Source organism: Actinomycetospora rhizophila (assembly GCF_042657905.1).
Lineage (GTDB): Bacteria > Actinomycetota > Actinomycetes > Mycobacteriales > Pseudonocardiaceae > Actinomycetospora > Actinomycetospora rhizophila.
In genome coordinates this window covers 38,322-61,316 of the sequence record NZ_JBHSKG010000029.1, presented here as the reverse complement: position 1 = coordinate 61,316, position 22,995 = coordinate 38,322, and the positions used below count along the sequence as shown (strand labels likewise).

The window sequence follows — 22,995 nt, the reverse complement described above, 5'->3', positions numbered from 1 at the left end:
GCCCTCCCTCAGCGGCCGCCGATCACCCGGCTGCCCAGCGTCGCCGGCACCTGCCGCGTGCCGCCCGGCGACTGCAGCGTCAGCGTCACGGTCTGCCCCGGGGCCCGCGACTGGATCGCCGCGACGAACGCGTTGGCGTCCTCGATGACCCGGTTGTCGACGCCCACCACGACGTCGCCCGCGGCGATCCCGGCCGTCGCCGCCGGCGAGCCCGGCTGCACGTCGGCCATCGCCGCGCCGCGCGGCGCCGCGTCGGCCACGCCCACGCCGATCACGGCCTGGGTGGCCTGCCCGGTGTCGACGAGCTCGGTGGCGAGACGGCGGGCCTGGTTGATCGGGATCGCGAACCCGAGACCGATCGAGCCGCCCTCCTGACCAGCGCTGCCCGTGACGCTCGCGATCGCGGTGTTCACGCCGATGACGCGGCCCTCGAAGTCGACCAGCGGCCCGCCGGAGTTGCCGGGGTTGATCGCGGCGTCGGTCTGGATGGCGTCGAGCACGCTGCTCTGCCCGGCGCCGGAACCGCCGGCCTCCACGGGCCGCTGCAGGGCGCTGACGATGCCGGTGGTCACCGTGCCCGACAGCCCCAGCGGCGACCCGACGGCCATCACGGGCTGGCCCTGGACGAGCTCGTCGGAGTTGCCCAGCGTCGCCGCCCGCAGGCCCGACACCCCGCTCGCGCGCACGACCGCGATGTCCGCCGCGGGCGCGGTGCCGACGACCTGGACCGGCGCGGCCCGCCCGTCGGAGAAGATCGCCTCCAGCCCGCCGCCCTGGCCGGCCTGCAGGACGTGGTTGTTGGTCATGATCAGGCCGTCGGCCGAGAGCACGATCCCCGAGCCCTCGCCGGCCCGGCCGCGGATCTGCACGGCGCTGGGCAGCACGTTCGCCGCGACCGCCTCGACCGACCCCGGCGCGGGCGCCGGGCCCTCGCCCTCGGGCACGGGCTCGTCGAGCGCCGTGCCCTGCGAGGAGGTCGACGAGCCGCCGATCCCGCCGACGAGCGCAGCGCCCAGCACGCCGCCGACGAGGCCCGCGACGAGCGCGAGCGCCACCAGCCCGAGGGTGCCGCGGCGCCGCGGGGAGGACCCGCCGGAGCCACCGGACCCGCCCGGACCCGAACCGCCCCAACCGGCGCCGGGATCGCGGGGCCAGCCGCCGGGCGGGGTCGCGGGCCCGGCCGACACGGCGCCCCAGCCGGCACCCGGCCCGCCCGGGCCGCCCGGGGAGGTCGGCGGCGAGAAGCCGCCGGGCGGGACGGCCGGGGCCTCGCGGGTCTGCGGGTTCGTCGGCGGGTAGGCCGGGACGGCGCCGAACGACGCCGTGGCACCGCCCGGGGCCGGGGGCCGGCCGAGACCGGACGGTGCCTGCGGGGTCGGTGCCTGGCTCGGCGCCTGGGTCGGTGCCTGGCTCGGTGCCTGGCTCGGGGCGCTGTACGGCGCCGCGCCCTCGCTCGTGGCGACCCGCGCGGTCTCGTACTCGCGGCCGGTGCCCTCGGCCCAGCGCACACCGCCGGGGCCCGAGGGCGCCTCGCCGGCGGCGGAGGCGGCCTGCGAGGCCGACGTCGAGCCGCCGGGTGGGGTGTCACCCGAGGGGCCGGGGCCGTCCGGTGCGGAGGGCGCGGCGTCGTTCTCGCTCATGCCCCCCAGCCTCCCGCATCGACCGTCCGGGCGCGTCGACCGGCGTCCCCACCCGCCCGACGCGCCGACGGGGGAAGCTGGAGGGGTGGAACGTCCCGCACCCGGCCCGTCGACCGAGGGTCCCGCCGCCGTCGACGACCGCCCCGCGACGCCCACCGCCGACGCCCTCACCGGCGCGCCGGTCGGCGCGCCCCTCACCGCGGGCCCGGGGCGCGCCGCCGTCAGCGACGACGAGGAGCCCCCACCCGGGCTGATCCGGCACATCCTGCAGGGCATCCCCCTGCGCCGGCGGGTCGGCATCCTCGTGTCGGTCGGCGGCGGGCTGCTCGTCGCGCTGATCGCGATCGCGGTGTTCTTCACCGCCCAGCGCGCGCTCTACGACCAGCTCGACGAGAGCCTCGTGCAGCGGGCGACGGTGGCCGCGGCGGGCGACCTCGCCGACCCCGCGATCCTGCTGCGCGTCTCGTCCGACGCGCTGGCCGCGGGCGAGGTGCGGGTCGCGATCGTCACCGCGGACGGCGAGTTCGTCACCCTGCGCGGCAACAGCCCGCCGCTGGGGGCGGCCGAGGTGTCCGCGGCGCGCCAGGACCCGGCGACGTCGGTGCGCACGGGCGTCGCCGACGGCGAGGTCTACCGGGTCGTGGCGGTCTACGCCGGCGAGGGGCGCGCGCTCGTGCTCGCCCAGGAGCTCGACCCGACGCGGCGCACGCTCTCGAAGCTCGCGGTGGTGCTGCTGGTCGCCGGCGCGTCCGGGGTGCTGCTCGCCGCGCTCACCGGGGTCGCGATCGCCCGGGCCGGGCTCCGGCCGGTGGAGCGGTTGATCTCGGCGACCGAGCGCGTCGCGCGCACCGGCGACCTGCGCCCGATCCCCGTCACCGGCGGAGACGAGCTGGCCCGCCTGACCACGAGCTTCAACGCCATGCTCGCCGCGCTGGCGTCGTCGATCGAGCGACAACGCCGCCTCGTCGCCGACGCGGGGCACGAGCTGCGCACCCCGCTGACCTCGCTGCGCACCAACCTCGAGCTGCTCATGGCCTCCGAGCGCGCGTCGGCGAACCCGGGCGGCCCGACGCTCTCGGCCCAGGACCGCGAGGAGCTGCAGGCCGACCTGCGCGCCCAGGTCGACGAGCTGGCCAACCTCATCGGCGACGTCGTCGAGCTCGCCCGCGACGACCCGCCCGAGGTCACCGCCGAGCCGCTCGACCTCGCCGACGTCGTCGAGCGCGCCCTCGACCGGGCCCGGCGCCGCGCCGCGGCCGAGAACGTGGTGTTCGATGTCGACCTGGCCTCCTGCGAGGTCACCGGCGACGCCAACGCGCTCGAGCGCGCCGCGCTGAACCTGCTCGACAACGCCGCGAAGTGGAGCCCGCCGGGCGGGCGGGTGCGCGTGACCCTGCGCGAGGGCGTCGCCCCGGAGCGGCCGGGCACCGCGGTGCTCGAGGTGGCCGACCAGGGCCCGGGCATCGCCGACGAGGAGCTCGACCTCGTCTTCGAGCGCTTCTACCGCTCGCTCGACGCGCGGACGATGAGCGGGTCGGGGCTCGGGCTCTCGATCGTCGCCCAGGTCGCCGACCGCCACCACGGCGGCGTCTCGGCCCACCGCGCGCCCGAGGGCGGCGCGCTGCTGCGCTTCTGGGTGCCCCGGCGATGACACGGCGCTGACCCCGCGATGACGTTCGACAAGTCGCTCACGCTGCGTCACGGGGTCTGTACGTGTCCCTGTGACCCGGCTTACGGTCGGGATGGATACAAGCCCGCCGAGAGGGAGACCCGTGAGCAGACTGCGTTTCGGCACGTTCCTGGCCCCGTTCCACCGTGCCGGTGAGAATCCGACCCTCGCCCTGCAGCGCGACCTGGAGCTGGTCGAGCACCTCGACGCGCTGGGCATCGACGAGGCCTGGATCGGGGAGCACCACTCGGCGGGCAGCGAGATCATCGCCTCGCCGGAGATCTTCATCGCGGCGGCCGCGGAGCGGACCAAGCGCATCAAGCTCGGCACCGGCGTGACCTCGGCGAGCTACCACAACCCGCTCTGGGTGGCCGACCGCATGGTCCTGCTCGACCACCTCACGCGCGGGCGCACGATGCTGGGCGTCGGGCCCGGCTCGCTGCCGAGCGACTCGGCGATGATCGGGCTGAACCCGACCGACACGCGCGAGCTGCTCGACGTGAACCTCGACATCATCATGCGGCTGCTGCGCGGCGAGGTCGTCACCGAGCAGACGAAGACCCACAACCTGGTCGAGGCCCAGCTGCAGCTGCGCCCCTACACCGAGCCGTGCTTCGACATCGCCGTCGCGGCCGTGGCCTCCCCCACCGGGCCGCGCATGGCCGGCCGGCACGGGGTCGGCCTGCTCTCGATCGGCGCGACGCTGTCGCCGGACGGCTTCGACGCGCTGGCCCACCACTGGAACGTCGTCGAGGAGCGCGCCCAGCACTACGGGCAGCCGACGCCGGACCGCGAGAAGTGGCGCCTCGTCGGGCTCATGCACATCGCGGAGACCAAGGAGCAGGCCTACCGCGACGTGGAGTACGGGATCGAGTCCTGGTTCCGCTACTTCCAGAAGACCGCGGCGTTCCCGCAGATGGCGGTCGAGGGCGGCGACGTCAAGGAGATGATCGACTTCATCAACGAGGCCGGCATCGGGGCGATCGGCACGCCGGACGACGCGAAGGCGCAGGTCCAGCGGCTCGCCGACCAGTCCGGCGGCTTCGGCGCGATGCTGCTGCTCGGGCACGAGTGGGCGAACCCCCAGGCCACGAAGCGGTCGTGGGAGCTCATCGCCCAGAACGTCGTCCCGCACTTCCAGGGCACGACGTGGGGCGGGCGCAGCCACGCGGAGTCGACCCAGGCCGCCAAGGAGCGCGCCGGGCTCAAGCGCGACGAGTACGCGGCCACCCAGCTCGAGGCCGTCGACCACATGACCAAGAAGTACGCCGACGAGGTCGCCGCGACGTAGCGCACGCATGTGAGCGGACTTCGGGGCTATAGCCCCGAAGTTCGCTCACGTGTCAGGGCGGGGTCTCCCGCAGGACGTAGCCGACGCCGCGGACGGTGTGGATGAGGCGCATCTCGCCCTCGGCCTCGGTCTTGCGGCGCAGGTAGCCGACGTAGACCTCGAGCGCGTTGCCCGTGGTCGGGAAGTCGTAGCCCCACACGTCCTCGAGGATGCGGCTGCGGGTCAGCACGCGGCGCGGGTTGGCCATGAACAGCTCGAGCAGCGAGAACTCGGTGCGCGTGAGGCTGATCGGGCGCTCGCCGCGGCGGACCTCGCGGGTGACGGGGTCGAGCGAGAGGTCGGCGAAGCGCAGCGGCTCCGGATCGGGCGCGCCCGCCCCGTCGTCGGGCGAGGTGCGGCGCAGCAGCGCGCGCAGGCGCGCCAGCAGCTCCTCGAGCGCGAAGGGCTTGGCGAGGTAGTCGTCGGCGCCCGCGTCGAGGCCGGCGACGCGGTCGGACACCGCCTCGCGCGCGGTGAGCACGAGCACGGGGATGTCGTCACCCGCGTTGCGCAGCCGGCGGCACACCTCGAGCCCGTCGACCCGCGGCATCATCACGTCGAGGACCAGGGCGTCGGGACGCGGGCCGGCGTCGGCGGCCAGGGCGTCGAGCGCCTGCTGCCCGTCGGAGGCGAGCTCGACCTGGTAGCCGTTGAACGCCAGCGAGCGGCGCAGCGAGTCGCGCACCGCCCGGTCGTCGTCCGCGACGAGGATTCGCATGCAGGACAGTGTGGCCGGACGGCCTGAGACGGTGCTGAGACGCGCCGATCACTCGTCACCCGTCCGGCGCAGTCGTCCGAGGACAGACGGTGTCGGTCGGCGCGCCCGAGTTGTCCGATACGGGATCGACACCGACGACACGCAACCGCGAACGGTGCCGACGCGTCTCGCATGGTTGAGGATGTGGAGTCGGGATCTCCCGGATCGGGATGAGGGGGACGGTGTGTCGAGGACGGAGAGCAGCCACGTGCGGAGAGGTCGCGGGCTCGATCGGGCGACGACGGGTCCGGTGGTCGTGCTGCTCGCCATGATCGCTCTCCTGGGTGGGTGCGCCGGGGTCGGCAGCGCCCCGCAACCGCCGCCCGTGCCGCCGGTGGCGCTCGCCGCGTCGGTCGCGCCGGGCGCGACGGACGTCGCCCCCGCCGAGCCGCTGATCGTCTCCGCCGCGGGCGGCCGGCTGTCGAACGTCACCGTCACCCCGACCGGCGGCGCCGCGCTCGCCGGCACCCCCGACCCCTCGGGCACGCGCTGGACGAGCCCGCAGCTGGCCTACGGCACCGAGTACCGCGTGCAGGCCGCGGGCGTCGACGAGCAGGGTCGCCCCGGCGCCCCGCTCGACCAGACCTTCCGCACGGTCGCGCCCGAGGAGACCCTCGAGATCGCGAGCATCCGCCCCACCGACGGGCAGACCGTCGGCGTCGCGATGCCGATCTCGATCACCTTCGACTCCCCCGTCACCGACCGGGCGGCCGTCGAGCGCCGGGTGTCGGTGGAGACCTCGACGCCCACCGAGGGCTCGTTCCGGTGGATGTCCGACGAGCAGCTCAACTGGCGGCCCAAGGAGTACTGGCGCCCCGGCACGCAGGTGAGCGTCAGCGCCCGGCTCTTCGGCGTCGACAGCGGCGAGGGCGTCTGGGGCGAGGAGGACCGCTCCTTCTCGTTCACCGTCGGCCGCGACCAGCGGGCCCGCGGCGACGTCAACGCCCACACGCTCGTGCTTTACCAGGACGGCCAGGAGCTCAGGACCATGCCCGCGTCCTACGGCCGGGCGCAGTACCCGACGCAGTACGGCGTGCACGTCGCGTTCGAGAAGCACGAGATCAAGCGGATGCGCTCGGACACGTGGGGCGGGCCGGCCGAGGGCACCCCCGGCTTCTACGACGAGGAGCTGCCGCTGGCCGTGCGCATCTCCAACAACGGGGAGTTCGTGCACGTCAACGCGGCCACCACGCGCCAGCAGGGACGCAGCAACGTCTCGCACGGCTGCGTGAACCTCTCGCCGGCCAACGGCCAGTTCTTCTTCAACTGGGTGCAGATGGGCGACCCGGTGGAGATCGTCGGCTCGGAGCGTCCGCTGACGACCCGCGACGGCGACATCGCCGACTGGACCATCCCGTGGGAGGAGTACCGCCAGGGCTCGGCGCTCGCGTCAACCTGACCCGAGCAGGCCCTCGGTCGTCATCCGGACCCGCTCGAGGCGGCCGTCGGGGGCGTGGGTCAGGCGGTCGGCGCACACCGACCGCCGACGGCTCCCGCCGCCCGGCAGCACGCCGTTGTGGTAGAAGAAGATCCACTCGCCGTCGACCTCGACGATGCAGCGGCCCGTGCGGGGTCCACGTCCGCAGGTCGCGGGACGAGAAGCAGAGCCAGTCGCGCATCAGGTAGCGCGCCGCGTCCGGCTCCGCCTCGTCGTGGCCGGTGTAGAGCCAGGCCGTGCCGTCGTGGACGAGCACGGCCGGGTCGGACGTGTAGACGTCCGTGATGATCGGGTTGCCGTCCGCCACGGAGCCGGACGCCAGGGGCCGGCCCCGACAGCGGTCAGAACTCCACGCGCACGAGCCCCAGCACCTCGGCGCGCCAGTCGGCGTAGGCCTTGCCGATGGCCTCGCGGTCGCCGGTCTGGGCGGTCCGGGTCTCCGACGGCGCCTCGCCCTGGATGCTCGCGGCGATGTCCGCACCGCTCCACTCGGGGCCGGCGGTGCGGACGCGCAGGTGGCCGGGCGCCCGCTCGGCGCGCAGGGCGTGGGCGAGCACCCGCATGAGGGCGGTGCGCGCCTGCTGGTCGTCGGGCGCCTCGGTGTCGATGTTGGTCTGCCCGCCGACCAGCACCACCGTCGAGGCGTCGTGCAGCACGGGCAGCACGGTCTCGGCGGCCCGGAAGCGGCTGAGCAGGCCCTCGGAGAGGAACTGCTCGACCCGTCCCACCAGGCTGCCGCTGCGCGGGGTCATGGCCACCGGCAGCTGCACGTAGGCGTCGAACGACTGCCCGGACACCGCCTCGCCCAGACGGTCGAGCGAGTCGACCACCGTCGTCTCCGCCCCGGTGGCCCTGATGGCCTCCGCCACCTCGGTCAGTCGTTCGCCGCCGCCGGTCACCAGCACGCTCGTCATGGCGCGTGACCCTAATCGGGCGAGGGCGGGTCCGGCATCGTGTAGAGCGCCACCACGCGGGCGGCCGCGTCGGCCATCTCGGCGCGCAGCTCCGCGGGCGCCAGCACCTCGACCGCGTCGCCGTAGCCCAGCAGCCCCGCCCGCGCGGCGAGCAGCGAGCGGAACGGCGCGGTGAGGACCTCGCGGCCGTCGGCGTCGGTGCCCTCGTGGCGCCAGGGCCCGGCCATCACGGCCATCGCGACGCGGCGCAGCGTCGGGGCCCACGCCGGGTCGACGCGCACCCGCACGTCCACCTCGTCGCTCGGCGCCTGCAGCCGGTCGCGCAGCTCGGCCCACACCTCGCCGAGGTCGCGCTCGTCGGGACGGCGGGCGGGAGTGCCGGTGGCGGCGACGTCGCGCACCCGGCTGACCCGGTACATCTTCGGCTGCCCGCGGTGCGCCGCGACGAGGTACCAGGTCCCGGCCTTGCTGACCAGGCCGTACGGATCGACCGTGCGCCACGACGCGATCGCCGCGTCCCCGGTGGCGTAGTGGATCCGGACGCGCTCGTCGGCGACCAGCGCGGCGTCGAGCGCGGGCAGGGCGGGCAGGTCCTCGGGCGCGCGCCGCCAGCCCTGGTGCTCGACGAGCAGGCGCCGCCGGGCCCGGTCGACGCCCTCGCGCCGGGCGTCGGGCACGGCGGCCAGCAGCTTGCGCGACGCGGAGGCGAGCGCCGTCCCGAGGGCGCCCCCGTCCGCGGACGCGCCGAGTGCCACGAGCGCGCGCAGCTCGTCGTCGGTCATCCCCGTGACGTCGGTGCGGTAGCCCTCGAGCAACGCGACGCCGCCGCGCCGCCCGCGCTCGCAGTAGACCGGCACCCCGGCCGTGGACAGCGCCTCGACGTCGCGCTGCACGGTGCGGACCGACACCTCGAGCCGCCGGGCGATCTCGGGCGCGGGCAGGCGGCCGTGGGTCTGCAGGAGCAGCAGCGTCGCGAGCAGGCGGTCCGAGCGCACCCGTCGAGAATGCCGCAGAATCACGACAGCAGATGTCGTGTATGGGGTCGCATCCTCTCCCCATGACCGCCGCTCCCGCCACGCACGTCCTCGAGCCCCTCGGCCCGTTCGACCTCGAGCGCACCCGGGCCTTCGTGGGGCGCTGGGGTCCGATCACCCGCCACACCCCCGCGCCCGACGAGCCGCTCCGGATGACCGCCCCGCTCGACGGCGACCAGCGCCCGATCGCCTTCGCGCTGCGCCAGGCCGTGCCCGACGGTGCGGTGGAGGTCGAGATCGCCGGGGCGGACGGCGCCGAGGACATCGCCCTGGCCCAGATCGCCCGCGTGCTCTCGCTCGACCACGACGCCCGCGACTACCCCGAGGTGGGCCGCCGGCTCCCGGCGATCGGACGCCTCATGGCCGAGCAGCCCGGCCTGCGCCCGACGCTCTTCGGCACGCCCTACGAGGCCGCGTGCTGGGGCGTCGTCGCGGCGCGGACCAGCGAGCGCCAGGCCGGACAGGTCTTCCGCCGCCTCGCGGTCGCCCACGGCGAGACGCTCACCGTCGCGGGCGCCGAGGTCGACGCGTTCCCGCGCCCCGAGGCCCTGCTCGAGCTGCGCGAGCTCCCCGGGCTCTCCACCGAGAAGGTGCGCCGGCTGCACGGCGTCGCCGAGGCCACGCTGGCCGGGGAGCTCGAGGTCGAGCGCCTGCGCGCCCTCGGGCCCGACGGCGCCCGCGCCGCCCTGCAGCGCCTGCGGGGCATCGGCGCGTTCTCCGCCTCGCTCGTCTGGCTGCGCGCCTGCGGCGTCGTCGACGAGTGGCCCGAGAGCGAGCCCCGGTGCCGCGCCGCCCTCGCGCGCGTCCACGGCCGCCGCCCCGACGACCCGCTCGACGACCTGGTCGACGAGCTCCGCCCCTACCGCACCTGGGCCGCGCTGCTGCTGCGCGTCGCCGGCTGACGACACCACCACGAGAAGGAGATCACCGTGACCGCGCCCGACCCCCGCCCCCTGCTCACCCGCGCGCTCGACCAGATCGGCGAGCTCGTCGCGACCACCCCGCCCGCCGCCCTCGAGCGCCCGACGCCGTGCGCCGGCTGGGATGTCCGCACCCTGCTCGACCACCTCGTCGGCGTGCACCGCCGCATCGCCCACGTCGGCGCCGGCGGCCACTTCGGCGACGTCCCGTCCGCCCCGGCGGTCGCGCCGGGCACCCACGTCGCCGAGCTCGCCGCCGCCCGCGCGGACATCGAGCGTGTCTGGGTGCACGACGAGGCCGTCCTCGACCGGGTGCTCACCGTCCCGTGGGGCACCATGCCGGGACGCTTCGTCGGCTTCGGCTACGTCCAGGAGCTCACCGTGCACGCCTGGGACCTCGGCGCCGCCACCGGGCGCACCGCGGGCCTCGACGACGAGCTCGCCCTGGCCGTCGAGGACACCGCCCGGCGCGTGCTGCCGGCCGAGCCCCGCGGCGGGGACATCCCGTTCGGCCCGCCGGTCGCCGTCGCCGCGGACGCCGCGCCCTACGAGCGGCTGGTCGGCTGGCTCGGTCGTGACCCGCAGGGACTCCTCGTCCGCTGACGGGTCGACCGATCGGACGCGTCACGTCGGGCCCCGGATTCGTTCCGAGCACGTATTATCCGAGGAACGGGGAGTGACCCGAGGGTCACCCGGGGCGCGACGGACGGGGTGAGCGCGGTGACGAGAGCGGCGACCGGCAAGGACACCACCCGGCGCCGTGTCCGCCTCGATCCCCCCGCCGACCTCGTGGCCGCGCCCGGCTACGGCGCCCGGCGGCTCTACCAGGCCTACCTCGCCGCGTGGACCCGCCACGTCGACTCGGTGCTCACCGGCCCGCAGTTCGCGGTGCTCTCGGCCGTGCGGGCCTACCCGGACGCCGACCAGACGTCGCTGGCCAGCGCGGTCGCCCTGGACACCTCGACGATGGCCGACGTCTGCCGGCGCATGGAGCGCCGCGGGCTCATCGCCCGTCACGAGGCGCCGCACGACGCGCGCGCGAAGGTCCTGACGCTGACCGCCGAGGGCGCCGAGGCGCTCGCCGAGACCAACCGCCGGGCCCGCGCGCTCGACGAGGCTCTCCTCGCCGGCTGCCCGGCCGAGCACCGCCCGCACCTCGCGTCGCTGTTCAACGACCTCGGTGCGGAGTGGGAGCGGGTCGCCGAGCGCCCCGAGCTCTGAGACACCCTCAGAGACACCCTCCGCGACACCCCCTGGCCGCACCCGGGCGTCACCGTCCTGGGGCGAGGAGCCCTCTTTCGTAGCCCGTCCGGAGCAGTGTCACGCCCGCGATCTGTTACGTCCGTGTCTCGGGACACGTTCGGGTATTGCGTCCTCGGATAGTACGTGCTCGGATTGAACCCGGCCGAACGCGAACACCACACCGGGAGGGCGGTCAGATGGCGAGCCAGTCGTTCGAGGTCACCATCGTCGGGGGCGGACTGGGTGGTCTCTGCGCCGCGCTGTCGCTGCGCCAGCGCGGCCTGCGCGTCACCGTCGTCGAGGCCGCGCCCGAGCTCGGGGAGATCGGCGCCGGCATCCAGACCGCGCCCAACGCCAGCCGGATCCTCATCGGGCTCGGGCTGCGCGCGCAGCTCGAGGCCATCCGCACCCAGCCCGAGGACCAGGTCCGCCGCCGCTGGGCCGACGGCAGCATCATCGCCCAGCTCCCCCTGGGGCAGCGGGTGATCGACCAGTACGGCGCCCCGTACTGGCACTACCACCGCGCCGACCTGCACCGCGTCCTGCTCGACGCCTGCGCCGACCCCGAGGGCCCCGGCCCGGTCGTCGCCCTGCACACCGGCGCGAAGGTCGCCGAGCTCGACCGCACCGACCCGCGGCGCCCCGTCGCGGTCGCCGAGGACGGCCGCCGCTTCGCCGGCGACGTGCTCGTCGGCGCCGACGGCATCCGCTCGGCGGTCCGCGACCTCGCGGGCTTCGACGACTCGCTCGTCTTCTCCGGCGAGATGGCCTACCGCGCGCTGATCCCCGGCGAGCTCGTCGCCGCCGACCCGGCGACGCGCTTCCTCATGGACCGCTACCACTCGACCATCTGGTACGGCCCCGACAAGCACCTCGTGCACTACGTGATCCGGGGCGGCCAGTACCTCAACGTCGTCGCGATCGTGCCCTGCTCGGACACCATCGAGCGCGACTGGAGCGGCCCCGCCACCCCGGAGCAGCTCGCCGCGGACTTCGCCGACTGGGACGACCGGGTGCCGACCGTGCTGTCGAAGGCCAAGCCCGAGGACGTGTCGCTGTGGGCGATGTACCGCCGCCGGCGCGACCCGGTGTGGATCGACGGCCGGGTCGCCCTGCTCGGCGACGCCTGCCACGCGATGCTCCCCTACCAGGCCCAGGGCGCCTCGCAGTCGATGGAGGACGCCGCGGTGCTCGCCGAGGAGCTCGGCCGGGTCACGCGCGACGACATCGACGGCGCCCTCGTGCGCTACGTCGACCGCCGCGCCAAGCACGCCGGCATGGTCCAGGACGCCTCGCTGCAGAACATGGCCTTCTACCACCTGCCCGACGGCCCCGAGCAGCGCGAGCGCGACGACAAGCTGCGCCGGTTCGACGGCGAGTCCGACGTCTCCTACGACTGGCTGTGGAACGGCAGCCCGTTGCACGACCACGACACCGAGTCCATCCACTACCAGTTCGCCCGCTGACGCGCGGACCGACACCACCCCACACCACCCGCGACGGGAGCGAGCGCATGCGCACCGGAGACCAGATCGTCCAGGATCTTCCCTGGCGCTGGGGCGTCCAGGGGAAGATCTTCCTCATCGGCGGCCTCGGCTACATGTTCGACGCCTGGGACGTCGCCCTCAACGGCTTCCTCACCCCGCTGATCGGCACCGAGTTCGGGCTCTCGCCGGCCCAGCGCGGCCTGGTCGCCACCGCGAACCTCATCGGCATGGCCGTCGGCGCCGTCGCCTGGGGCACGGTGGCCGACCGCATCGGGCGCAAGAAGGCCTTCAGCATCACCCTGCTGATCTTCGCGATCTTCTCGGTGCTCGGCGCCCTCTCGCCGAACATCGAGATCTTCCTGCTGCTGCGCTTCCTCGCCGGCGTCGGCCTCGGTGGCTGTATCCCGGTCGACTACGCGATCGTCAGCGAGTTCTCGCCGAAGAAGCAGCGCGGCCGCGTGCTCGCCGCGATGGACGGCTGGTGGCCGATCGGCGCCACGCTCGCCGGCGTCTCGGCGACGCTGCTCGTGCCCGTCGAGGGCAACTGGCGCTGGATGCTCGTGCTGATGATCCTGCCGGCGCTGCTGCTGTTCTGGGTCCGGCGCGGGGTGCCCGAGTCGCCGCTCTACCTCTCCCGCATGGGCCGCGAGACCGAGGCCCGCGCCGTCATCGACGACATGGTGACCCGCACCGGCGCGACCCCCGAGCCCTACGTCATCCCCGCCGCGGTCGACGAGGACAAGCGCGGCGGTGCCTGGGCCGCGGCCGTCGACCAGCTGCGCCGCGTCTGGGCGTTCAACCCGACGATCACCGCCGTCGCCTGGTCGCTGTTCATCGCCGTCATGCTCGTCTACTACGCCGCCCTGAGCTGGATGCCCTCGATCCTGCGGGCCCAGGGCTTCGGTGAGATCGCCGCGTTCGCCTCGACCACGCTGATGAACGCGCTGGGCATCGTCGGTGTCGCCCTGTCCGTGCTCGTCGTCGACCGCTACGGCCGCAAGCGCGTCATCGCGATCGCCGGCCCGGTCGCCGCCGCGACCCTCGTCGCGTTCTCGCTGCTGCTCGGCACGCCGACCCTCGCGATCGTCGCCATCGGGGCCTTCGGCCTGTTCGCGCTGGTCGTCATCCCGGTCATGTACGCCTACGTCTCGGAGCTCTACCCGACCGAGCTGCGCGCCTCGGGCTTCGGCTGGGCGTCGTCGTCGAGCCGCGCGATCACCGGCTTCGCCCCGCTGCTGTTCGGCAGCGTGCTCTGGCCGGTGCTCGGCCTGCCGCTGACCTTCACCCTGCTCGGGGTGCTGGTCGTCGCGGCGGTGATCTTCATGTGGGTCGGCGCGCCGGAGACCGCGGGCCGCGAGCTCGACCGGATCACCACCGACGTCCCGGACGAGCCCGCCGCGACCGACACCGCCGCGACCGACACCGAGCGCACCCGCGCCTGACCGCACCCTGGTTCTGAGCGAAGGGCACCCTCGGTCGTCTAGATGGGCCGGGGGTGCCCTTCGCCGGAACGCTCCACGGGACAGGAGGCCCGCGACATGAAGCCCGCCGCGTTCACCTACCACCGCGCGCACGACGTGGCCGACGCCGTCGCGCTGCTCACCGACCTGGCCGCGGCGGGCGAGGACCCCAAGGTCATCGCGGGCGGCCAGAGCCTGATGCCGATGATGAACTTCCGGCTCGCCCGCCCGTCGGCGCTCGTCGACCTGGGGCCCCTGCGCCGGATGCCGTCGATGACGGCGATCACCGAGCAGGACGGCACCCTGACGCTCGGCGCGCTGGTCACCCACCACGCGGTCGAGACGGCGGCGCTCTCCCCCGAGTTCGCCGTGCTCGCCCGCGCCATGCGCTGGGTGGGGCACCTGCCGATCCGCAGCCGCGGCACCGTGGCCGGCAGCCTCGTGCACGGCGACGCGACCGCCGAGTGGTGCCTGCTCGCGCTGCTGCTCGACGCCGTCGTCGTCGCCGAGGGCCCGTCCGGGCGCCGCGAGATCCCCGCCGGCGAGCTGTTCCACGGCTTCTACGCCACCGCCGTCGACCCCGACGAGGTCGTCGTCGAGGTCCGCTTCACCCGGCCCGCACCGCACGCCGCGCTCTGCGAGTTCGCGCGCCGCCACGGCGACTTCGCGATCGTCGACGCCGCCGTCGCGCTCGACCTCGACGGGACCGCCGTGACGGGCGGGCGCGTCGTCCTCGGCGGCGTCGCGCCGGCCCCGGTGCGGGTGCCCGAGGCCGAGGCGGCGCTGCACGGCGAGGCCGGCGAGGCGCTGTGGACCGCGGTCGCCGACGCGGGCGCCGCGGCGGTCGATCCCCCCGACGACGCCGTCACCACGGCCGCCTACCGCCGGCGCCTGACCCGCACGCTCGTCGCGGACGCCTGCCGCGAGGCCGCGGGAGGGACCCGATGACCGCCACGGACCAGCCCCCCGGGATCGCCGAGCCGAGGTTCGAGGGCCCCAGGTTCGACGGGCACCGCGGCCGCTGGGTCGGCGCCTCGATCCCCCGCCACGAGGACCCCCGCCTGCTCACCGGCCGCGGCCGCTTCGTCGACGACATCGCCCTGCCCGGGATGCTGCACGCGGGCTTCGTGCGGGCCACCGTCGCGCACGCCCACGTCACCGCGGTCGACCTGAGCGCCACCCGCGAGGTCGAGGGCGTCGTCGCCGCGTACGACGCCCGCGACCTGGCGCTCGGCGACATCGTGGCGATGCTCGACCGGCCCGCCGAGGAGTTCACGCCGACGGCGATGCCGATCCTCGCCAAGGACAAGATCCGGTTCGTCGGCGAGCCGCTGGCGATCGTCGTCGCGCGTGACCCCTACGCCGTCGAGGACGGCATCGAGGCCGCGGTCGTCGAGCACACCGCGCTCGACGCGATCGTCGACGAGGAGACGGCCTTCCGGGCGGCGGCGACGGTCCACGACGAGGCCCCGGACAACGTGCTGCTCGACGTGTCGATGTTCGACACGCCGGGCGTGGACGAGGCGTTCTCCGACGCCGACGTCACCGTCGAGGTGACGACGCACAGCGGGCGGCAGAACGCGCTCCCGCTCGAGACCCGCGGCGTCGTCGCCTCCTGGGACGCCCGCGACGACCAGCTGCTCGTGCAGACCTGCACCCAGGTCCCGCACCAGGTCCGCACCCTCGTGGCCCGCTGCCTGGACGTCCCGGAGCGCACGGTCCGCGTCACCGTGCCGGACATGGGCGGCGGCTTCGGGCAGAAGTGCGTGGTCGGGCGCGAGGAGGTCGCCGTGGCGGCCGTCGCGCAGCGGCTGCACCGCCCCGTGAAGTGGATCGAGGACCGCCGCGAGGCCCTCACTGCCGGGTTCCTGGCCCGCGAGCAGACCTACCGCACCCGCGCGGCCTTCGACGCCGACGGGCACATCACCGCCCTCGACGTCGACGTGGTCTGCGACATGGGCGCCTACTCCTGCTACCCCTTCACCGCGGGCATCGAGCCGCTGATGGCGTCCGCGGAGATGCCGAGCGTCTACCGCGTGCCCGCCTACCGCGTGCGTGGCCGGGCCCTGACCAGCAACAAGGCCCCGACCGCCCCGTACCGCGGGGTCAGCCGCCCGCAGTACGTGATGGCGATCGAGCGCGTGATGGAGCGGGCCGCCCGCGAGCTGGGGCTCGACCCGGTCGAGGTGCGCCGGCGCAACGTCATCACCGAGTTCCCCTACACCGGCGTCAACGCCGTCACCTACGACCCGGGCACCTACCGCGAGTCGCTCGACCTCGCCGAGAAGACGATCCGCGACGAGGGCTGGTACGAGCTGCGCTCCTCGGGCGAGCGGCACATCGGCATCGGCTTCTGCTGCTTCTCCGAGCGCACCGGCTACGGCTCCGAGGCGTTCGCCAAGCGCAAGATGACCGTGGTCCCGGGGTTCGACCTCTCCGAGATCCGGATGGACACCACCGGGGCGGTCGTCGTCACCAGCGGCACGATGAACCACGGCCAGTCGCACGAGACGACGTTCGCGCAGATCGTCGCCGACCGGCTCGGCATCGACGTCGCCCGCGTCAAGCTGCGCCAGGGCGACACCGAGCGCATCGCCTACGGGTGGGGCACGTTCGCGTCCCGGTCGGTGACGATCGGCGGCTCGGCGGTCGCCCTGGCCTCCGAGCGGCTCGGCGAGCTGCTGTGCCGGATCGCCGCGCACCTGCTCGAGACGCGCCCGGACAACGTCGCGCTCGACGGCGACGGCGGTGTTGTGGCGCTCGACGACCCCTCGCGGCGCCTGTCGTACGAGGAGATCGCCGACGTCGCCTACCTGCGCAGCCACCTGCTGCCCAAGGACGTCGAGCCGGCCCTGACCGCCACCGCGAGCTTCGACGTCCCCGGCGACGGGACCTTCTCGAACGCGACGCACGCCGTGGTCGTCGAGGCCGACCCGGGCACCGGCGCGATCCGCATCCTGCGATACGCCTGCGTCGAGGACTGCGGCGTGGTGATCCACCCGAAGGTCGTCGACGGGCAGTGCCGCGGCGGCATCGCGCAGGGCATCGCGGGCGCGCTGTTCGAGGAGGTCACCTACGACAGCCACGGCGAGCCGTCGGCGGCGTCGTTCATCGACTACCTCGTGCCGACGGCGACCGAGATCCCCGACGTGTCGATCGCGCACCTCGAGACGCCGTGCGCGTTCACCGAGAACGGCGCGAAGGGCGCCGGCGAGGGCGGGACGATCGGTGCCCCCGCCGCCGTGCTCAACGCCGTGAACGACGCGCTGCGCCACACCGGCGTCGAGCTCGACACCACCCCGATCCATCCCCGGACGGTCCTCGAAGCGCTGGAGGGCGGGCTGTGAACGATCCGCATCTGCTGTCCCTGACGGTCAACGGTGCCGAGGAGGAGGTCGTCGTCGAGCCGCGCCGCACGCTCGCCGACGTCCTGCGCCACGACCTGCGCCTCACCGGCACGCACGTCGGCTGCGAGCACGGGGTGTGCGGCGCGTGCACCGTGCTCCTCGACGGGGCCCCGGTGCGGGCGTGCCTGGTGTTCGCCGTGCAGGCCGAGGGCGCCGACGTGCGCACGGTCGAGTCGCTGGACTCCGAGGGCCGGCTGTCGGACCTGCAGCAGGCGTTCACCGACCACCACGGCCTGCAGTGCGGGTTCTGCACCCCCGGCTTCCTCATGCTCGCCGAGGGCGTCCTCGCCGAGTCGCCCGACGCCGGTCGCGAGGAGATCCGCGAGGCGCTCTCGGCGAACCTGTGCCGCTGCACCGGCTACCAGACCATCGTCGACGCGGTGCACGCGACGGCGTGCTCGAGGCGGGAGCGCGTTTCATGATCCTGGACAACCACCTCGCGGTCCCGGCCGCCCCCGACGCGGTGTTCGCGCTGCTCAACGACGTCGAGCGCGTCGCCGGGTGCCTGCCGGGCGCGACGCTCGAGGGCCGCGACGGCGAGGCCTACCGCGGCCGCGTGAAGGTCAAGGTCGGCCCGATCAGCGCCGCCTACGCGGGCACCCTGCGCTTCACCGAGGTCGTGCCCGACCAGCGCACGCTGCGCCTCTCCGCGCGCGCCACCGACGCCCACGGCGCGGGCGACGCGGAGGCCGACGTCGTGCTGTCGGTGGCCGAGGCCGACGGCGGCTCGACCCTCGACCTGCACACCGACCTGCTCATCCGCGGCAAGATCGCACAGTTCGGCAAGGGCGCGATCACGACGGTCTCGAGCCGCCTGCTCGACCAGTTCGCCCGCAACCTCGCCGGCGAGCTGTCCTCCGATACGAGCGATGCGCCGGGGACCGGCACCGGGGGTGCCAGCGTGGGGGCCACGCTGGCGTCAGACGTCAGGAAATCCGCCAGCTCGGACGGAGGGGACTCCCTCGACGGCCTCGCCATGCTCCTGCCCCCGAACGCCGGCCGGTGGGCCGCGCTCGCGGGCGTCGCGATCGCCGGCGTCGTGCAGGGCTACCTGCTCGGGCGCCTGAAGGGCCAGAAGATGCTGATCGAGGAGCTGCGACACCGTGGCCGCTGAGTCCCTGCACGGCGCCGACACCGACGCCGCCCTCGCCCGCGCCGGGTTCGGCGCCGCCGTGCCCCGCGGGCCGCGCCCGGCGCTGGTCGTCGTCGACCTGACCCGCGGCTTCACCGAGGCCGCGTTCCCGTCGGGGTCGGACCTGACCACCGAGGTCGACGCCACCGCCCGGCTGGTCGCGGCCGCCCGCGCCGGCGGGGTGCCGGTCGTCTGGACCGTCATCAGCTACACCCCTGCCGAGGCCGACGGCGACGCCGTGGCGTGGCTGCGCAAGGCCCCGGGCATGCGCGCGCTGCGCGAGGGCAGCGCCGCGGTCGCCCTCGACCCGCGCCTCGACCGCCGCCCCGAGGACCCCGTGATCGTGAAGAAGGGCGCCTCGGCGTTCCACGGGTCGTCGCTCGCCGCGCTGCTCGCCGGCCTGCACGTCGACACCGCGGTGATCTGCGGCGCCACGACCTCGGGCTGCGTGCGCGCCACCGCCGTCGACGCCGTGCAGTCCGGTTTCGACACCCTCGTCGTCGCCGACGCCTGCGGCGACCGCGCCCGCGGGCCCCACGACGCCGCGCTCTACGACCTGCAGACCAAGTACGCCGACGTCGTGGCCCTCGACGACGCCGCGTCCTACCTCGACGACCCCTTCCGGAAGGCCGACCGGTGACCGAACCCGCAGCGAAGCGCGTCCTCACCCAGCCCGCGCTGGCCGACCTCGCCGAGACCGCGGCGGTGAGCCGCTGGGTGCGCTCGGGGGACGTCCGCCTGCACCTCCTCGACCACGGCCCCGTCGACGGGGTGCCGCTGCTGATCATCCCGGGCATCACCAGCCCGGCGATCAGCATGGACTTCGTCGCCCGCGAGCTCACCGACCTCGTGCGCCCGCTGGTCCTCGACGTCCGCGGGCGCGGGTTCTCCGACAGCGGGGACGCCTACGACCTCGACACCTACGCCGCCGACGTCGCCGCGGTGGTCGAGCAGCTGGGCCTGGAGCGCCCGTTGGTGCTCGGGCACTCCATGGGCGCCCGGATCACCGCCGTCGCCGCCACCCGCCTCGACCTGCGCGGCACCGTGCTCGTCGACCCCCCCATGAGCGGCCCCGGACGCGGGCCGTACCCGACGACGCTCGAGGCCTTCCTCGGCCAGCTCGACCAGGCCCGCCGCGGCACCGACGCCGACGAGGTCGCGCGGTCGTGGCCCCGCTGGCCCCGCCGCGAGCAGGCGCTGCGCGCCCACTGGATGGGCTCGATCTCCCGTGACGCGATCATCGCGACCCACGCGGGCTTCGAGTCCGAGGACTTCTTCGCCACCTGGCCCTCGGTCCCCGCCCCGACCGTGCTGATCCACGGCGGCGACAGCCCCGTCGTCACCGCCGCCGGCGCCGAGGAGGCGGCGAAGGCCAACCCCGAGGCGTCCGTCGTCGAGGTCCCCGGCGCCGGGCACATGGTGTTCTGGGACGAGCCGGCTGCCGCGCTTACGGCGACCCGCGAGGCCCTGCGCGCCGTGATCTGAGCGAAGGGCACCTTCGCTCGATCTATCCGAGCGAAGGTGCCCTTCGGTCAGTACGGGCGCGCCGACTCAGGCCGCGCGGGTGATCGCGCCCGGGTCGGCGCGGGTGCCGTCGAGCAGCGCGCCGGCGTCCGGCACGCGCGTCTCCAGCCCCAGCGACGACAGGATGCGGAACGTCGTCGCCGTCGCCGCCGACAGCACCGGGATGCCGACCTCGTCCTGCACCGCCTCGATCGAGGGCAGCGAGGGCATCTGCACGCACGCCGACAGCACGAGGGCGTCGGCCCCCGACACGTCGAGCTTGCGGTGGTGCTCGCGCAGGTCGGCGGGGTCGAGCCGGGCGACCGCGAGGTTGTCCGGGACCTCGAGCGACAGGGAGTCGACGACCTCGATGCCGGCGTCGGTGAGGTAGTCCACGACGGCCTGGGTCAGCGGCTTCATGTACGGGGTCACGATCGCCACCCGCTTCGCCCCGAGCGCCGCGATCCCCGAGATCAGGGCGCCGGCGCTCGACACCACCGGCGCCTGCGAGCCCTCGGCCCGCAGGGCGCCGGTGATGTCGTCCTCGGCGGTGCAGTGGAAGCCCGGCCCCTGGGCCATGATCGCCACCAGGCACGCGGTGGCGACGACGTCGGGGCGGGCGTCGGCGAGCTCGGTGGCCGCGCGGGTGGCCTGCTCGTTCATCGCCTTGAGCTGCTCGGGGGTCACGTGCTGCATGCGCGCCCGGGCGGCGTGGAACACGAAACGGTCGGAGGGGACGACCCGCTCGCGCGCGGCGAACATCCGCGGCAGCTCGGTCTCCATCGTGAGGTTGGAGCTCGGGACGATCATCCCGATGTGGTGGTCGGTCATCGCTTCTCGGCAGGCTTCATCTCGGGGATGGTCAGCTCACCCTGGTCGACGACGAGCTCGTCGTCCAGGTAGAGCGAGTTGCCGCGCATCGGGATGTCGAAGTGGCACGGCGTGTCGTTCGGGCCGCCGAGCTCGTTGTTCGGGCCGATCGAGAACATGACGTTGCCGTAGAAGCTGCGCAGCTCCATGCCCATCCCGCCGGGGAACTGGGTCAGGCCGTGCCAGTGGGCGCGCTCGTCGAGACCCCAGCCGACGTGGCTCATGCCGTAGCCGCGGGGGTCGTCGAAGCTCTTGATGTACGAGCTCAACAGCTCGGCGTCCAGCCCGCCGCGGATGTCCCGGATGAAGCCCTGCTCGATCGTCAGGGTGACCGGCGTCTGCACGTAGGTGTTGAACGGCAGCAGCACGTCGCCCGGGGAGAGCACGATCTGCCCGTCGACGCCGTCGTCGGCGCCGCCGGTGAACACGAACGCGGCCGGCCAGTGGTCCCAGCGCCCGGGGGTGTCGGTGTAGCCGTACTCGCTCATCGTGGGGTAGACCCCGAGCCGGTAGGTGACGTCGGTGCCCGCGGGGCTGGTGATGCGCATCGACTGCGCCTTGGCCAGCAGGTCGGCGCCGTACTCGACGCGCTCGCGCAGCTCGGTGGTCGGCATCAGCCGGGCCAGCAGCTCCGGCGGCTCGACCGCGGTCAGGATGCGCGTGCCGGCGTCCTGGATCGCGAACTGCTCGGGCGAGAACAGCAGGAACGTGCAGTCGACGAGCATGTCGACCGACTTGAGCGCCTCCACCGCGAGCGGGATGTTCCCCAGCCCCGAGTCGCCCACCGCCCACGCGCCCGACGCGGACGCCGGCGACGGGAGACGCAGGTGGAAGGTCGCCGCACCGAGCTGCTGGGCGGCCCAGAGGAACGCGTCGGCGTACTCCCCGCGCTCGGAGCCCCGGGTCAGCACCGCGACGGTCTCGCCCTCGTGCACACCGGAGAGCTTCAGCTGCTGCAAGCAGATGTCGTTGAACAGGTTCTGGTCCATCGGTCGACCACCTCCACGCTAAATCCGAGCACGTACTATCCGAGCACGCAAGGTCCGCAACGCAATCGTCACCGCGTTCGGCCGCGCGGAGCAGGGCCTACAGTGCCCCGATGGCTCCGGAGGACGAACGCATCGCCCTGTTCCTCGACTACGAGAACCTCGCGATCGGAGCACGGGACGGCCTCGGCGTCTCCCCCTTCGACTTCGGGCCGGTCGCCGACGCGCTGGCCGAGCGGGGCCGGGTGGTGACGCGGCGGGCCTACGGCGACTGGTCGGCGTTCGACGAGGACCGCCGGCTGCTCGCCCGCGCGCAGGTCGAGCTGATCGAGATCCCGCAGCGGATCGGCGGGTCCCGCAAGAACGCCGCCGACATCAAGATGGCCGTCGACGCGATCGAGCTGGCCTACGAGCGCGGCTTCGTCACGACGTTCGCGATCGGGACCGGCGACTCCGACTTCACCCCGCTGATGCACAAGCTGCGCGAGATGGACAAGCGCGTCATCGGCATCGGCGTCCAGTCCTCGACCTCGGCGCTGCTGCCCGCGGCCTGCGACGAGTTCCTGTTCTACGACCGCCTGCCCGGCGTCGAGGGGCGCCCCGTCCCCGCCCGCTCGTCGCGCCGGCGGCCGACGACGCCGGCCGCTCCCGCAGCACCGGTCGCGCCCGCCGAGCCCGACCCCGCACCCGACGACACCGCTCCGGCCCGCGGACCCGACCCCGACCTCGCCACCGTCGTGACCAGCACGCTCGCCGGCCTCGCGCGGGCCACCGACGGCCCCGTCCGCGCGTCGACCCTCAAGCGCGCGATCCTGCGCAAGGACCCCACGTTCGACGAGGGCGACCAGGGGTTCCGCGGCTTCGGCGAGCTGCTGCGCCACCTCGAGAACCGCGGCGTGCTCGCCCTCGCCCCGGGCACCGCGGCCGGCGACCCGGAGGTGGCGTTCCCCGAGGACACGTCGGCCGAGGACGAGGCGTTCGCCCTGTTCGCCACCACCGTGCGCGACCTGGAGGAGGCCGCCGGCGCCCCGCCGCAGCTCTCCGGCCTCAAGGACCAGATGCGCAAGCGCGATCCCGGCTTCTCCGAGAAGCGCTACGGCTTCAACGGCTTCCTGTCCTTCGCCCGCGCCGCCCGGGCCCGCGACCTGGTCACCATGGACTGGGACGAGGGCCGCGGCGACTACCAGCTCTCGGTGTTCTGACCGG

The 22,995-nt window shown here is 74.4% G+C and carries 21 protein-coding genes; 15 read left to right on the top strand and 6 right to left on the bottom strand.

Annotated features, from left to right (window positions below; translation table 11 throughout):
* Window positions 1-8: 8 nt before the first annotated feature.
* Window positions 9-1,640, bottom strand: coding sequence for a S1C family serine protease (locus ACFPK1_RS32060; protein ID WP_378024987.1), 1,632 nt, complete (start codon window positions 1,638-1,640; stop codon window positions 9-11).
* Window positions 1,641-1,725: 85 nt separating this feature from the next.
* On the opposite strand from ACFPK1_RS32060, the gene ACFPK1_RS32055 reads away from it, so the two are divergent.
* Both ACFPK1_RS32055 and ACFPK1_RS32050 read left to right on the top strand, forming a co-directional pair.
* A complete protein-coding gene (locus ACFPK1_RS32055) occupies window positions 1,726-3,291 on the top strand; it encodes a HAMP domain-containing sensor histidine kinase (RefSeq protein WP_378024986.1) in 1,566 nt (521 codons plus the stop codon).
* A 121-nt stretch (window positions 3,292-3,412) separates the two neighbouring features.
* Complete coding sequence (locus tag ACFPK1_RS32050; RefSeq protein ID WP_378024985.1) at window positions 3,413-4,600, top strand: LLM class flavin-dependent oxidoreductase; 1,188 nt, start codon at window positions 3,413-3,415, stop codon at window positions 4,598-4,600.
* A 52-nt stretch (window positions 4,601-4,652) separates the two neighbouring features.
* On the opposite strand, the gene ACFPK1_RS32045 is transcribed toward ACFPK1_RS32050, so the two are convergent.
* Window positions 4,653-5,357, bottom strand: a complete 705-nt coding sequence (locus ACFPK1_RS32045) for a response regulator transcription factor (RefSeq protein ID WP_378024984.1) — start codon at window positions 5,355-5,357, stop codon at window positions 4,653-4,655.
* Between the two features lie 289 nt (window positions 5,358-5,646).
* On the opposite strand from ACFPK1_RS32045, the gene ACFPK1_RS32040 reads away from it, so the two are divergent.
* Window positions 5,647-6,795, top strand: a complete 1,149-nt coding sequence (locus ACFPK1_RS32040; RefSeq protein ID WP_378024983.1) for a L,D-transpeptidase — start codon at window positions 5,647-5,649, stop codon at window positions 6,793-6,795.
* Between the two features lie 380 nt (window positions 6,796-7,175).
* On the opposite strand, the gene ACFPK1_RS32035 is transcribed toward ACFPK1_RS32040, so the two are convergent.
* Together ACFPK1_RS32035 and ACFPK1_RS32030 are read right to left on the bottom strand one after the other, a co-directional pair.
* Window positions 7,176-7,748: a hypothetical protein gene (locus ACFPK1_RS32035; protein WP_378024982.1), complete on the bottom strand. Its 573-nt coding sequence runs from the start codon at window positions 7,746-7,748 to the stop codon at window positions 7,176-7,178.
* Window positions 7,749-7,759: 11 nt separating this feature from the next.
* Window positions 7,760-8,743, bottom strand: coding sequence for a helix-turn-helix transcriptional regulator (locus tag ACFPK1_RS32030; protein WP_378024981.1), 984 nt, complete (start codon window positions 8,741-8,743; stop codon window positions 7,760-7,762).
* Between the two features lie 62 nt (window positions 8,744-8,805).
* Between ACFPK1_RS32030 and ACFPK1_RS32025 the strand changes: the two genes are divergently transcribed.
* From ACFPK1_RS32025 to ACFPK1_RS31975, 11 genes are all read left to right on the top strand, one after another.
* Window positions 8,806-9,684: a DNA-3-methyladenine glycosylase family protein gene (locus ACFPK1_RS32025; protein WP_378024980.1), complete on the top strand. Its 879-nt coding sequence runs from the start codon at window positions 8,806-8,808 to the stop codon at window positions 9,682-9,684.
* Between the two features lie 27 nt (window positions 9,685-9,711).
* Window positions 9,712-10,305: a TIGR03086 family metal-binding protein gene (locus ACFPK1_RS32020; protein WP_378024979.1), complete on the top strand. Its 594-nt coding sequence runs from the start codon at window positions 9,712-9,714 to the stop codon at window positions 10,303-10,305.
* A 117-nt stretch (window positions 10,306-10,422) separates the two neighbouring features.
* On the top strand, window positions 10,423-10,923 hold the full coding sequence (locus ACFPK1_RS32015; RefSeq protein WP_378024978.1) for a MarR family winged helix-turn-helix transcriptional regulator: 501 nt from the start codon (window positions 10,423-10,425) through the stop codon (window positions 10,921-10,923).
* A 218-nt stretch (window positions 10,924-11,141) separates the two neighbouring features.
* Window positions 11,142-12,410, top strand: a complete 1,269-nt coding sequence (locus ACFPK1_RS32010; protein WP_378024977.1) for an FAD-dependent monooxygenase — start codon at window positions 11,142-11,144, stop codon at window positions 12,408-12,410.
* Between the two features lie 47 nt (window positions 12,411-12,457).
* The gene (locus tag ACFPK1_RS32005) at window positions 12,458-13,873 is read left to right on the top strand and encodes an MFS transporter (RefSeq protein ID WP_378024976.1); all 1,416 of its coding nucleotides are present in this window, start codon (window positions 12,458-12,460) and stop codon (window positions 13,871-13,873) included.
* A 96-nt stretch (window positions 13,874-13,969) separates the two neighbouring features.
* A complete protein-coding gene (locus ACFPK1_RS32000; protein ID WP_378024975.1) occupies window positions 13,970-14,839 on the top strand; it encodes an FAD binding domain-containing protein in 870 nt (289 codons plus the stop codon).
* On the top strand, window positions 14,836-17,238 hold the full coding sequence (locus ACFPK1_RS31995) for a xanthine dehydrogenase family protein molybdopterin-binding subunit (protein WP_378024974.1): 2,403 nt from the start codon (window positions 14,836-14,838) through the stop codon (window positions 17,236-17,238). The genes ACFPK1_RS32000 and ACFPK1_RS31995 overlap by 4 nt, the downstream gene beginning before the upstream one ends.
* Window positions 17,235-17,720 carry a (2Fe-2S)-binding protein gene (locus ACFPK1_RS31990; protein WP_378024973.1) on the top strand — a complete coding sequence of 162 codons (486 nt, stop codon included), beginning with the start codon at window positions 17,235-17,237 and terminating at the stop codon, window positions 17,718-17,720. The genes ACFPK1_RS31995 and ACFPK1_RS31990 overlap by 4 nt, the downstream gene beginning before the upstream one ends.
* The gene (locus ACFPK1_RS31985) at window positions 17,717-18,412 is read left to right on the top strand and encodes an SRPBCC family protein (RefSeq protein ID WP_378024972.1); all 696 of its coding nucleotides are present in this window, start codon (window positions 17,717-17,719) and stop codon (window positions 18,410-18,412) included. Before ACFPK1_RS31990 ends, ACFPK1_RS31985 begins: the two co-directional genes overlap by 4 nt.
* Window positions 18,402-19,070, top strand: coding sequence for an isochorismatase family protein (locus ACFPK1_RS31980; protein WP_378024971.1), 669 nt, complete (start codon window positions 18,402-18,404; stop codon window positions 19,068-19,070). Before ACFPK1_RS31985 ends, ACFPK1_RS31980 begins: the two co-directional genes overlap by 11 nt.
* Window positions 19,067-19,915, top strand: coding sequence for an alpha/beta fold hydrolase (locus ACFPK1_RS31975; RefSeq protein ID WP_378024970.1), 849 nt, complete (start codon window positions 19,067-19,069; stop codon window positions 19,913-19,915). The genes ACFPK1_RS31980 and ACFPK1_RS31975 overlap by 4 nt, the downstream gene beginning before the upstream one ends.
* Before the next feature lie 66 nt (window positions 19,916-19,981).
* Here the strand turns inward: ACFPK1_RS31975 and ACFPK1_RS31970 are convergent, their stop codons facing one another.
* Window positions 19,982-20,764: a maleate cis-trans isomerase family protein gene (locus ACFPK1_RS31970; protein WP_378024969.1), complete on the bottom strand. Its 783-nt coding sequence runs from the start codon at window positions 20,762-20,764 to the stop codon at window positions 19,982-19,984.
* Window positions 20,761-21,792: a 2,5-dihydroxypyridine 5,6-dioxygenase NicX family protein gene (locus tag ACFPK1_RS31965; protein WP_378024968.1), complete on the bottom strand. Its 1,032-nt coding sequence runs from the start codon at window positions 21,790-21,792 to the stop codon at window positions 20,761-20,763. The genes ACFPK1_RS31970 and ACFPK1_RS31965 overlap by 4 nt, the downstream gene beginning before the upstream one ends.
* 110 nt (window positions 21,793-21,902) lie before the next feature.
* Between ACFPK1_RS31965 and ACFPK1_RS31960 the strand changes: the two genes are divergently transcribed.
* Window positions 21,903-22,991, top strand: a complete 1,089-nt coding sequence (locus ACFPK1_RS31960; protein WP_378024967.1) for an NYN domain-containing protein — start codon at window positions 21,903-21,905, stop codon at window positions 22,989-22,991.
* The last annotated feature ends 4 nt before the right edge of the window (window positions 22,992-22,995 follow it).